The sequence below is a fragment of the Streptomyces sp. NEAU-YJ-81 genome, from assembly GCF_017592595.1.
GTDB classification, from domain to species: Bacteria; Actinomycetota; Actinomycetes; order Streptomycetales; family Streptomycetaceae; genus Streptomyces; species Streptomyces hygroscopicus_B.
Map to the genome: position 1 here is coordinate 242,738 of NZ_JAGFNO010000011.1, position 11,496 is coordinate 254,233.

The window sequence follows — 11,496 nt, forward strand, 5'->3', positions numbered from 1 at the left end:
GGCCTCGCGGGCGCTCCCTTACCGTCTCTTTTGTCCCTTCTCGTCCCAGCCTGCCCCGTACGGAGCGTTCCCCATGGTCGACACCGGACAGCAGTCCGTGCGAAGCGAGGCAGTACGCGGCGGTGCGGCGGCACGCGTCGGCGAGGCGGCACGGCACGAGGCGACGGGCGGGAGGCGAGGCGCGACGTACGAGGGCTATGAGGCGTACGAGGGCGGCAGCCCCGAGGCCGAGCGGCGGCGCTTCGAGAAGCTGACCCGCGAGCTGATGCGGACGCAGCGGGCACGCCCCGGCGGCGCGGACAGCCCGGGCGCCCCGCAGCTCCTGCGCCCCTTCCGGGCCAAGGCGGCGCTGGGTGTGGAGAACGCCCGGCTGCGGTTCCGTGACGACCTTCCGCCGGAGCTGTGCGTGGGATACGCCCGGCCGGGCGCCGAGTACCCGGCCGTGGTGCGGCTGTCCAGCGCGAGCGGCACCGAGCGGCAGGACACCACGCCCGATCTGCGCCGGATGGCGGTGCGGGTCCAGGCCGGTCCGGAGGAGACCCACGATCTGCTGGCCACCAGCTTCCCGGTGTCCCATGCCGCCGATGTGCACGAGTTCGTCGCCTTCGCCAAGGCCACGGCGGGCGCGGGGAGCACCGTGGAGAAGGCGTTCGGGCTCTTCGTCCGGCTGCCGCTGGCGGTGGGCTGGGCCACCGCCGACCGGATGCGCCGCAACGTGCGGATCGCCACCCGCCATACGGTGGGCTCGCTGGCCCGCGAGACCTTCTGGAGCCGTGGCGCGATCCTGTGGGGCCCGGCCGGTCCGGTGCGGTATCAACTCCGTCCGGCGCCCGGCGGCACCGCCGCTCCCCCGCCCGACCGCGGCGACCCCGGCTATCTCGACCGTGAGCTGGCGATGCGGTTGTCCACCGGCGACATCGCCTTCGAGCTGTGTGTGCAGCGCTATCTGGACGACCGCCACACCCCGGTCGAGGACGGCTCGGTGGAGTGGCGGGAGAGCGACGCCCCGGTCGTCCCGGTCGCGGTGCTCACCGTGCCGTGCCAGGACCTGGACAGCGCCCGGGCCCGGGCGGCGGCCCGCCGGGTCGAGCTGCTGGCGTTCAACCCCTGGCACACCACCGAGGAGTTCCGTCCGCTGGGCAATCTCAACCGGGCGCGCAAGGCCGCGTACGAGGTCGCCGCGGCGCACCGCCTCGGCCTGCGCTTCCCCACCGCCGAGCCAGGCCCTGCCGCCGGGCCAGGCCCCTCCTGCGAACCGCGTCCCACCGCGCTGCTGCCCGTTCCGGTGCGCGCCGCCTTCGACCTGCCGGTGCGCGCGGCCTTCGGCCTGGTCAACCGCTGTGTGCCCTGGCATCGGCTGCCGGACCCGCTGGGGCTGCTCAACCCGGTCGCGCTGGGCCGGACGCTGCGCCGGCTCGGCCTCCTCGACGCGGCCCCGCCCGAGGCGCCGCCGCGCCCCGATCCGGCCCCCGCCCCGGCCGGGGAGAGGCCGCGGGTGGCGCGCTCGTACGACGGCCCGACCGGCGATCCGGGCATGGCGCAAAGAGACGTGGCCGGGGCCGCCGTCGGCCGTCGCCTGTCACCGGTCCACCGGCCCGAGCTGTTCCATGTGCCCCACCCCGCCACGGTCAGCGGACGGCTGCTGCACCGGGAGCGTTTCCGGCCCGCCACCTCGCTCAATGTCCTGGCTGCCGCCTGGACCCACTTCCAGTCCCCGGACTGGGTCGGCGCCACCTCCCACCGGTGGGACGGCTCGCAGGTGTACGGCGGCGCCGGGCCGCGCCTGGAGGAGGGCCATCTGCCGCTGGGCCCGGGCGGAGTGCCGCCGATCGGCTCGGCCGGCGCCTGGTGGCTGGGGCTCAGTGCGATGCACACGCTCTTCGCCCGTGAGCACGAGGCGGTGTGCGAGGCGCTGCGCCGCACCCATCCGGCGATGGACGAGGAGTCGGTGCATCACACGGCCCGGCTGGTGGTCTCCGCGCTCATCGCCAAGATCCATACGGTGGAGTGGATTCCGGCGATCCTCACCACCGAGGTGATCGACCTCGGCTCGAAGACCAACTGGCAGGGCCCGCCCGCCCATTGGCTGTCCCGACTCGGCCTGTGGCTGTTCGAGGCGAGCGCGTCGGCGGGCGGCCCCCGCGGCGTACCGGACCATCCCGGGGTGCCGTTCGCCCTCGCCGAGGAGTTCATGACGGTCTACCGGACGCATCCGCTGGTCCCGGACGACGTCGAGCTGTGCGACCACCGCTTCGGGCGGCGGTCGCGGTCGCTCGGCTTCGACGAGGTGCGGGGCGCGGCGGCCGAGGCGGTGATGCGCAAGACGGGGCTCGCCGACGCCCTCTACTCCTTCGGCATCGCAAACCCGGGCGCGATCACCCTGGGCAACTACCCGCGCGCACTGCGGCGTTGTGAGCGGGACGGCGAGCTCCTCGATCTGCCGGTGGCGGATCTGATGCGGGCCCGGCGGCGGGGCGTACCGCGGTACAACGACTTCCGGGCCCGGCTGGGCAGAGCGCGGATCCGCTCCTTCGAGGAGCTGTCCCCCGATCCGGACACGGTCGCGCGGCTCGAGGAGGTCTACGCCTCGGTCAATGAGATCGACACCATGGTCGGGCTGTTCGCGGAGAACCGGCCCGAGGGGGCCGGCTTCAGCGAGACCGCGTGCCATGTCCTGCTGCTCATGGCCACCCGGCGGATTCAGGACGATCGCCTTCTGACCGTGGATTTCCGGCCCGAGGTGTACACGCCGCAGGGGCTGGACTGGGTGGAGAAGTCCAGCATGACCTCGGTGATCCTGCGGCACTGCCCGGAGCTGGCCGGAGTGCTGCCCCGCGGGGCGAGTCCGTTCGCGCCCTGGCGGCCGGTGGTGCCGTCCGCGTCCTGACCGCGGCCGTGGACCGGTTCAGTCCTGGCGGAAGCGGTTGATGGACGGCAGATGGCGCTCCCGCAGCTCCGGATCGCGCACCCCCAGACCCTCCTCCGGGGCCAGGCACAGGACGCCGACCTTCCCGGAGTGGCGGTTGCGGTGGACGTCCTGGGTGGCCGTGCCGACCGCGGCGAGCGGATAGACCTTGGAGAGCGTGGGGTGCACCATCCCCTTCTCGATCAGCCGGTTGGCCGCCCATGCCTCCCGGTAGTTGGCGAAGTGGGTGCCGATGATCCGCTTGAGCGCCATCCACAGATAGCGGTTGTCGTACTCATGGCGGTAGCCGGACGTCGAGGCGCAGGTGACGATCGTTCCGCCGCGCCGCGCCACATACACACTGGCGCCGAAGGTCTCCCGGCCGGGGTGCTCCAGGACGATGTCCGGATCGTCGCCGCCGGTCAGTTCGCGGATCCGGGCGCCGAAGCGCTTCCACTCCTTGGGGTCGGGCGTGGCCGCGTCCTTCCAGAACCGATAGCCCTCCTCGGCCCGGTCGATGACCAGCTCGGCCCCCATGGAGCGGACGAGTTCGGCCTTGCGCTGCCCGGAGACCACGCACACCGGGATGGACCCCCCGTTGACGGCCAGTTGGGTGGCGTACGAGCCGAGGCCACCGGCCGCGCCCCAGATGAGGGTCACATCGCCCTGTTTCATCTGGGCGCCGTTGCGGGAGACGAGCTGCCGGTACGCCGTGGAGTTGACCAGGCCGGAGGACGCGGCCTCCTCCCAGGTGAGGTGGGCGGGCATCGGCATCAACTGGTTGGCCTTGACCAGCGAGAGCTCGGCGAGCCCGCCGAAGTTGGTCTCGAAGCCCCAGATGCGCTGCTCGGGGTCGAGCATGCTGTCGTCGTGGCCGTCCGGTGAGCGCAGTTCGATGGACAGGCAGTGGGCCACCACCCGGTCGCCGGGCTTCCAGTGGCGCACCCCCGGCCCGGTGCGCAGCACCACACCGGCCAGATCGGAGCCGAGCACGTGGTAGGGCTGGTCGTGGCGGGCCGCTCCGGGGTCGTCGGTCCGCGCGTACCGCTCCAGGAAGCCGAAGGTCGGCAGCGGCTCGAAGATGGCGCTCCACACGGTGTTGTAGTTGATCGCGCTGGCCATGACCGCGATCACCGCCTCGCCCGGGCCCGGTTCGGGCGTGGGCACCTCACGGATGTGGAGCGACTTGTGGGGGTCCTTGTCCTTGGTGGCCATGCCCTCGAACATCTCGGATTCCTCTTTGAGGATCACCGCGCCCCGATAGGACTCGGGCACTTTCAAGGCGGCGAAATCCGCGGCCACCGCATCCTCTGCCAGCATGGCGCTGATGATGTCCTGCATGACATGTCCTCCGATGTACCGCCCCGGGCACCCTGTGTCCCGGAGGCTATGGCAGCGGCCACGATCCGAATAACCCCTACGTCCGCCCAGGTCCGGCCCCCCCTAGGCGCCCCCCTATACCGCCAGGGAGTGCAGACAGGCGATGAGCGTGCGGGCCTCGACATTGACGTAATGGCTGTGGCGTATCAGGTCGAGCAGCTGACGCACCGCCATCCAGCGGTAGTGCGGCGGCTCCTCGGGGACGGCGCTCATCTCGGTCTCCACGACGAGATAGCGGTTGAAGGCGTGGAAGAAACGGCCGCCCTCCTCGGAGAGCACGGTGTCGAACCGCACCCGGTCGGCCGGCGCATCCACCACCTCCCGGAGGAACGGCGGGGTGGCCCCCTCGGGCAGATGGGTGTAGTTGCGCGGTGTGCACTGCACGGTGGGGGCCAGCTCCACCACATCCGTGTAGCCGGGTTCGGCGCGGGCCTGCACCAGCACATGCGGCACCTGGTCGGCGTAGGCCAGCAAAAAGGCCGCCACGCCCGGGCCATGGGGCTCGATCATGGGCTGGGTCCAGCCGCCCACCTCACGGCCGCCCGCGGTCACGTCCACGGCCATCACGCTGAAGAAGCGCCCGCTCTCATGGGAGATCCGATGGGCGCTGCGGTGCCAGCCGGCCGTCTCCCGCAGTGGTATCCGCTCGGTGAACACCTCGCGCTCGGTGCGCAGCCCGGTGATCCAGCTCAGGATGTCGGCGTCGCGGTGGCGGCTGTGGGTCTTGAGGGCCGGGAAGGTCTCCTCGGGGTCCAGCGGGGAGTGCGGCAGACAGGCCAGGACGCTGCGCGCGTCCATGTTCACCAGGTCCTCCACGGCCAGCAGATGGTGCAGCTGGCCCAGCGTCAGCCAGCGGAAGCCGTCGCGCACCTCGACGTCCGTCTCCGGTGCGACCTCGACCAGCATGTTGCGGTTGCGCTTGTGGAAGAACCAGCTGCCCTGCTCCGACTGGCGGACGTCGGCGAGCACCCGGTGCCGGTCCGCCCGCTGGAAGTACTCCACATACGGCACGGCCCGGCCCTTGTGCACCCGGGTGTAGTTGCTGCGGGTCGCCTGGACGGTGGGTGAGAGCTGCAGCCCGCCGTGGTTGCCCGGCTCCATCTTGGCCTGCATCAGGAAGTGCGGTACGCCGTCGAAGTCCTTGACCAGGATGCCGAGGATGCCGATCTCCGGCTGGTGGAGGATCGGCTGGCGCCACTCCTCCACCGGCGCCCCGGGCATCCGCACCCGGATGCCCTCGACGCTGAAGAACCGGCCGGTCTCATGGACGAGGTTGTGGGTGTCCGGCGCGAAGGCCCAGCCACGCATCTTCTCGAACGGAATGATCTCGACCCGGGACTCGTCGGCGTCGACGCGCTCCCGGAACCAGCGCTGGAAGTCGGCGAGCAGGGTCACCGAGCTGTCGACGGTGGTGGCCGAACGGACCAGCCGCTCCTGGAGCGTTTTCACCACGCCCACGCCTCCGGTCCGGGGCCGCCGTTGCCGATCGGCGGGAACAGCCGGTCCAGTTCGGTCAGCACCTCGTCGGACAGCGTCAGCTCCATGGCCTTGAAGGCCCCTTCGAGCTGCTGCAGGCTGCGCGGCCCGATGACCGGCGCGGTGATGCCGGGGCGGCCCAGCACCCAGGCCAGGCCCACCTCGGCCGGGTCGGCGCCGAGGCCGTCGCACAGCTTCTCGTACGCGGCGACGGCGTCCCGGTGGACCTCCAGCGCCTGGGCCGCCCGGCCCTGGGCGGTCTTCATCGCGGTGCCCTCGGCCAGCTTGCGCAGCGCCCCGCTGAGCAGTCCGCCGTGCAGCGGGGACCAGGCGAGCACCCCGACCCCGTACCGCTGGGCGGCGGGGATCAGCTCCAGTTCGATATGGCGGGTGACGAGGTTGTAGACGCTCTGCTCGGAGACGATGCCGAGGAAGTGGCGGCGGGCGGCGGTCTCCTGGGCCTCGGCGATATGCCAGCCGGCGAAGTTGGACGAGCCGACGTAGCGCACCTTGCCCTGCCGGGTCAGCGTCTCCATCGCCTGCCACACCTCCTCCCAGGGGGCGTGGCGGTCGATGTGGTGCATCTGGAACAGGTCGATCCAGTCGGTGCCCAGCCGGCGCAGCGAGTCCTCGCAGGAGGCGATGATGTGCCGGGCGGACAGCCCCGAGTCATTGGGCCAGTCGCTCATCGGGTTGAACACCTTGGTGCCCAGCACGACCTTCTCGCGCCGGCCGCCTCCCTGGGCGAACCAGCCGCCGAGGAACTCCTCGGTGTAGCCCTTGTGCTTCTGCCAGCCGTACTGGTTGGCGGTGTCGACGAAGTTGACCCCGCGGTCCAGTGCGGTGTCCAGGATCGCGTGGCTCTCCTCGTCGCTCGCCCTGACCCCGAGGTTCAAGGTGCCCAGGCACACCCGGCTCACCTTGAGGCCGGTACGTCCGAGATAGGTGTACTCCATCAGTGTCCTTCGGTACGGGCCGCCTCGGCAGCCGGTCGGCTCGAGGTGGCGGAGGCGGCCCACAGGTCGTGGAGGGATTCCTTCAGGGCCACCTTCGGGGACCAGCCCATGAGCCGCCGGGCGAGGCGGATGTCGGCCTGGGTCCAGCCGCCGCCCTTGCTGTGCACGGCGCCGCTCTCCTCGCGTACCAGATCCGCGGGGACCTGGGAGGCGGAAATCAGCAGCCAGGCCAGTTCGCGCATGCTGGAGGCGTCGCCCTGCCCGATGTTGATCGCCCGGCCGGTCACCGGGCTGCTCGCGGCCAGCGCCACGGCCTCGGCGACGTCGCGGACGTCGATGAAGTCGCGCTGGTCGTCGACGAGGGTGAGGGAGAGCGGAGCGTCCTTTGTGGTCCGGCGCAGCCGGTGGGCGAGTCCGCCGAGGAAGCTGCCCCGGGGAGTGCCCGGTCCGCAGACGTTGGTGACGCGCAGGACACAGCCGTCGATGCGGCCCGCGTCCGCCGCGCCCAGGACGATCCGGCTGCCGACGAGCTTGGTGCGGGCGTAGGGGGTGTGCGGGGCGGTGGGGTGGTCCTCGGTGATGGCCGTGCCGTCGGGGACGGGGCCGTACTCGTGCACCGAGCCCAGATGGATCAGCCGCGGCCGCCTGGGGAGGGTCGCCACGGCATCCACCAGCCGGTCGACGAGCGGGATGTGCGAGGCCGTCATGCTCGCCTCGTCGCCTTCCCAGCTGTCGCCCGCGGCGTTGACGACGAGATCGGCGGACTTCGCGGCCCGGGCGATGTCATCGCTCGGCGCGGATACCGCGTCAAGGGGCAGAAATGCGACTCCGGGAATGGGTTCAGCGGGTTTTCTCGCTATTGCCAGGACTTCATATCCGCGTTTGGTGAGAGCCCTGCAGATATGTCGCCCGATGAATCCGGTGCCGCCGATCACAACGGCCTGCCGATCTCGCATGTGGCCCATATCGCCACCGTATTGGCGCCGCTTCGAGCGGAACAACCCCTACCCTCATCCACCCCTATCAGCCACCCCTATCACCGCGCCGACCTGCGATGTCATTGGAATAGATGTCGTTTATGGGCCTCGCTGACGGCTGCCGCGCGATCCTTCACCCCGAGTTTCTCGTAAACATGCAACAGATGTGTCTTCACCGTCGCCTGGCTGATGAACAACGCTGCCGCGGCCTGTCGATTCGTGGCCCCGTCCGCGATAAGCCTGAGCACTTGGAGTTCACGGTCGCTCAGCGGTCCCTGAGTGGGTTTGCGGACCTGGCCGATAACCCGTCCGGTGACCGCGGGCGAGAGGACGGACTGGCCCGAGGAGGCGGACCGCACGGCGCGGGTCAGCTCCTCGCGCGGGGTGTCCTTGAGGAGATAGCCGGTCGCCCCGGCGGCCAGGGCGCCCATGACGTCGCTGTCGGTGTCATAGGTGGTCAGCACCAGGATCCGGGCCTCCGGGTCGCCGCGCAGCAGCCGTTTGATGGCCTCGACCCCGCCCATCCGGGGCATGCGCAGATCCATCAGGACCACATCGGCCCGCCGCCGCTCGTACAGTTCGACGGCCTCGGCACCGTCACCGGCCTCGCCGATCACCGTGAAGTCGGGGTCCCGCTCCAGCACCCCGCGCAGCCCGTCGCGGACCACGGGGTGGTCGTCCACGATGAGGATGCGGATGGGCGCGGCGGTGGCGCGGTGGGCGCCGCCGTCGTGGGGGTTACCGCCGTGGGTGTGGCCGCTGGGGGTGATTCCGCTCATGCACCGGCTTCCTGAGGGATGACGGGGACGGCCGCGCTGATGGCGGTGCCCTCGCCACGGGCGCTTTCGATGTCCAACGTACCGGCGACCCGGCCCAGTCGGCGCCGCATCGCCACAAGCCCCAGCCCGTGGTCACCGGAGGTGCCGGCCGCGGCCTCCGCGGCCGCGGGGTCGAATCCGACGCCGTCGTCGAGCACATCGAGGACGACCACGTCCTCCATGTACGACAGCGTGATGCCCACCTTCGACGCCTCGGCGTGCTTGGCGATGTTGGCGAGGGCCTCCTGCGCCACCCGGTAGAGCGTGGCCTCCAGTTCGGCGTGGACGGGGGTGGCGGTCCCGGTCGTCGCGAACGCGACCTTCGCCTCCCGCCCCCGTGACCAGCCCTCGACCAGGCACTCCAGGGCGTCGGGCAGCGTCCGGGACTCCAGTTGCTCGGGGCGGAGCGCCTGGACCGACCGGCGCGCCTCGGCCAGGCTGTCCCGGGCCAGGTCCTTGGCCGCGCCGAGATGGCGGCGCCACACCTCGCGGTCGCCTTCGGCGTGTTCGGCGGCTTCCAGCTGCCGGATGATGCCGGCCAGCCCCTGGGCGAGGGTGTCATGGATCTCCCCCGCCATCCGCTGGCGCTCGTCCAGCACTCCGGCCTCACGCGCCTGGGTGATGAGCTGGGCATGGAGCCCGGCGTTCTCGTTGAGCGCCGACCGGAGTTCGGCCACGGTCCGTTTGCGCCGCTGATGCTGTTCGTTCAGCCGGCTCGACAGCAGATTGATCCAGCCGATCACCACGGTCTGGAAGGCGATGGCGGCAATATAGCCGACCACCGCGCCGGTCGTGGGGCGCGGGAAGCCGCCCGGCACGGTGTTGACGACGAACGAGGTGGCCGCCACGGACACCAGCGCCCAGACCGTCGGCAGCAGCACCAGCGCCTGCAGGAACCCGGTGGCGGCGAAGACCATGAACACCTGGTCCCGCGCCATCAGCGCGGCGGAGAGGGCGAGCAGCCCGGTGAAGTAGACGGCCGTCCGCGCCATGCCGTACGGCTGTCTGCTGCGGCGGCCCGTCGGCAGGCTGTAGGTGCCCAGGATCCAGAGGGCGGCCAGGGCCGCCAGGCCGAGCGTGGTGAGCAGCTCCCGGGCCGACGGCGGGCCGTGGACCACGCTCAGGGCCGTGGACAGAAACAGCAGAAGGTAGGGCAGCCCTCCGAACAGGATGTCGGAGTGCCGCTCCCACCGTCCGCCGTCGTCCTTGGACGCGCTCACCTCACTCCCAGCGGAACAGCTTGGCCGCGGCCGCGGTGGCGGCCACCGCGATCACCCCGAGGACGGTCAGATGCAGCGCCTGCGGCCACTGGTTCTCCCAGGAGTCGCGCAGCGCCTGCAGCGCGGCGCCCAGCGGGGTGTAGTCGCCGATGGTGGACACGGTCTCGGGCAGATCCTCCTTGGGGAGGAACGCCCCGCCGAAGAAGAGGCTGGGGAAGAGCAGGGAAAGGCCCATCGCGGTAGCCGACTTGCTGCTCGGCGCGATGGCCGCGATGACCAGGCCGATGGAGAACAGCGCCCAGGTGCCCAGGGCGAAGCTCACCAGGAAGGCCGGGACGTCACCGGGCAGCTTGGTGTCGAAGGCGGCCTTGCCGACGATGAGCACCAGCACCGCGGAGACCGCCGCCGTGACCAGGTTGATGAAGAGCTGGGCGATCAGCAGGTTCCCCGGGTGGACGGGGCTCGCGGCCAGGCGCCGCAGAATGCCCTTCTCCCGGTAGGTCGCCAGCGTCGTGGGCAGCAGGTTGAGGGCCAGCATCGTCAGACACAGCGACATGGCCATCGCGGGGACGAACGCGGCCATCGACTCCTTGGTGGCGGCGTCGTCGTTGGACTTGGTGGTGACGAAGTGGAAGATGGCCAGCAGCATGATGGGCAGCGCGATGACGAAGAACACCGCGGTGGGATCGCGCAGGAACAGCTTGCTCTCGACGTAGGTGAGCTTGGTGCGCCCGGACATGGCAGAGATCTCCTCGGCGGTTCAGTTGGCGGGCTTGGAGCCGGTCAGGGCGACGAAGGCGTCATCGAGACTCGCCTGCTCCAGGCGGAGTTCGTTCGCCACGATCTGATTGCGGGCCAGGACGGAGATCACCGCGTAGACGACATTGCCCTTGCCGACCACCGTCACCTGCGACTTGGACCGGGTCACACTGCTCACCTCGGGCAGCGAGGTCAGCAGTTCGTCGTCCATCGGCACGGACGGCTTGAACCGGATGATCTGCTGCTCATCGACCCGGGACACCAGTCCGGAGGGGGTGTCCAGGGCCACGACCCGGCCGGATTCGATGATGGCGATCCGGTCGCAGAGCCGCTCGGCCTCCTCCATGAAGTGGGTGACCAGCAGCACGGTCACGTCCTGTTCCCTGACCTTCTCGATCAGCTTCCAGGTCTCGCGCCGGGCGTGCGGGTCGAGTGCGGTGGTCAGCTCGTCGAAGACGGCGATCCTGGGGTTGCCGACGAGGGCGAGCGCGATGGACAGCCGCTGCTGCTGTCCACCGGACAGCGATCCGTAGGGCGTGTCGGCCTTGCCCGAGAGGCCCCAGTCCTTGATGAGCTCGCGCCAGTCGACGGGGTCGCGGTAGAAGGTGCTGTAGAGCTCGAGCGCCTCCCACACCTTCATCTTGGGGGGCAGTTCGCTCTGCTGGAGCTGGATCCCGATGGACTCGCGCAGCTCGGCGAGGTCCTTCAGCGGGTCCAGGCCCATCACGGAGATCTCGCCACCGTCCCGTTTGCGCATCCCCTCGATGCACTCCACGGCGGTGGTCTTGCCCGCGCCGTTGGGGCCCAGGATGCCGAAGATCTCACCCTCCTCCACAGAGAAGGACACATCCTGTACCGCGACGTGATTGCGGTATTCCTTCCGCAGGTTACTGACCTCGATCAGCGGCATCGGCCCGGGTCCTCCTCGCTCGGTTCCTTCACTCTTCCACCGTAGGAAGCGGGTATCCCCCGCGGATCGGCCCATCGGCTGCCCACCGGGCTGAT

Annotated in this window: 9 protein-coding genes; 1 reads left to right on the top strand and 8 read right to left on the bottom strand. The window is 70.6% G+C overall.

The annotated features are described in order from the left end of the window. The first annotated feature begins 73 nt into the window (after positions 1-73). Positions 74-2,887, top strand: coding sequence for a peroxidase family protein (locus tag J5X86_RS24575; protein WP_208518909.1), 2,814 nt, complete (start codon positions 74-76; stop codon positions 2,885-2,887). An 18-nt stretch (positions 2,888-2,905) separates the two neighbouring features. On the opposite strand, the gene ccrA is transcribed toward J5X86_RS24575, so the two are convergent. The 8 genes from ccrA to J5X86_RS24615 all read right to left on the bottom strand — a co-directional run bounded on the left by ccrA (position 2,906) and on the right by J5X86_RS24615 (position 11,401). Then, positions 2,906-4,246, bottom strand: coding sequence for a crotonyl-CoA carboxylase/reductase (ccrA, locus tag J5X86_RS24580; protein WP_208518910.1), 1,341 nt, complete (start codon positions 4,244-4,246; stop codon positions 2,906-2,908). A gap of 114 nt (positions 4,247-4,360) precedes the next feature. Then, positions 4,361-5,737, bottom strand: coding sequence for an NDP-hexose 2,3-dehydratase family protein (locus J5X86_RS24585; RefSeq protein WP_208518911.1), 1,377 nt, complete (start codon positions 5,735-5,737; stop codon positions 4,361-4,363). After that, complete coding sequence (locus J5X86_RS24590) at positions 5,731-6,717, bottom strand: aldo/keto reductase (RefSeq protein ID WP_208518912.1); 987 nt, start codon at positions 6,715-6,717, stop codon at positions 5,731-5,733. Before J5X86_RS24590 ends, J5X86_RS24585 begins: the two co-directional genes overlap by 7 nt. Next, positions 6,717-7,682 (bottom strand): NAD(P)-dependent oxidoreductase, encoded by a 966-nt coding sequence (locus tag J5X86_RS24595; protein ID WP_243981256.1) that lies wholly within the window; start codon positions 7,680-7,682, stop codon positions 6,717-6,719. Before J5X86_RS24595 ends, J5X86_RS24590 begins: the two co-directional genes overlap by 1 nt. A gap of 92 nt (positions 7,683-7,774) precedes the next feature. Next, positions 7,775-8,473 (bottom strand): response regulator transcription factor, encoded by a 699-nt coding sequence (locus J5X86_RS24600; RefSeq protein ID WP_243981258.1) that lies wholly within the window; start codon positions 8,471-8,473, stop codon positions 7,775-7,777. Next, on the bottom strand, positions 8,470-9,732 hold the full coding sequence (locus tag J5X86_RS52510) for a sensor histidine kinase (RefSeq protein ID WP_208518913.1): 1,263 nt from the start codon (positions 9,730-9,732) through the stop codon (positions 8,470-8,472). Before J5X86_RS52510 ends, J5X86_RS24600 begins: the two co-directional genes overlap by 4 nt. 1 nt (position 9,733) lies before the next feature. After that, positions 9,734-10,471, bottom strand: a complete 738-nt coding sequence (locus tag J5X86_RS24610) for an ABC transporter permease (protein ID WP_208518914.1) — start codon at positions 10,469-10,471, stop codon at positions 9,734-9,736. Positions 10,472-10,492: 21 nt separating this feature from the next. After that, on the bottom strand, positions 10,493-11,401 hold the full coding sequence (locus tag J5X86_RS24615; RefSeq protein ID WP_014056963.1) for an ABC transporter ATP-binding protein: 909 nt from the start codon (positions 11,399-11,401) through the stop codon (positions 10,493-10,495). Positions 11,402-11,496: the final 95 nt, after the last annotated feature.

What these genes read in the sequence shown, in the direction of transcription:
- J5X86_RS24575 (WP_208518909.1), top strand. Translation starts at nt 74, where the DNA reads ATGGTCGACACCGGACAGCAGTCCGTGCGAAGCGAGGCAGTACGCGGC.
- ccrA (WP_208518910.1), bottom strand. Translation starts at nt 4,246, where the DNA reads ATGCAGGACATCATCAGCGCCATGCTGGCAGAGGATGCGGTGGCCGCG.
- J5X86_RS24590 (WP_208518912.1), bottom strand. Translation starts at nt 6,717, where the DNA reads ATGGAGTACACCTATCTCGGACGTACCGGCCTCAAGGTGAGCCGGGTG.
- J5X86_RS24595 (WP_243981256.1), bottom strand. Translation starts at nt 7,682, where the DNA reads ATGGGCCACATGCGAGATCGGCAGGCCGTTGTGATCGGCGGCACCGGA.
- J5X86_RS24600 (WP_243981258.1), bottom strand. Translation starts at nt 8,473, where the DNA reads ATGAGCGGAATCACCCCCAGCGGCCACACCCACGGCGGTAACCCCCAC.
- J5X86_RS24610 (WP_208518914.1), bottom strand. Translation starts at nt 10,471, where the DNA reads ATGTCCGGGCGCACCAAGCTCACCTACGTCGAGAGCAAGCTGTTCCTG.
- J5X86_RS24615 (WP_014056963.1), bottom strand. Translation starts at nt 11,401, where the DNA reads ATGCCGCTGATCGAGGTCAGTAACCTGCGGAAGGAATACCGCAATCAC.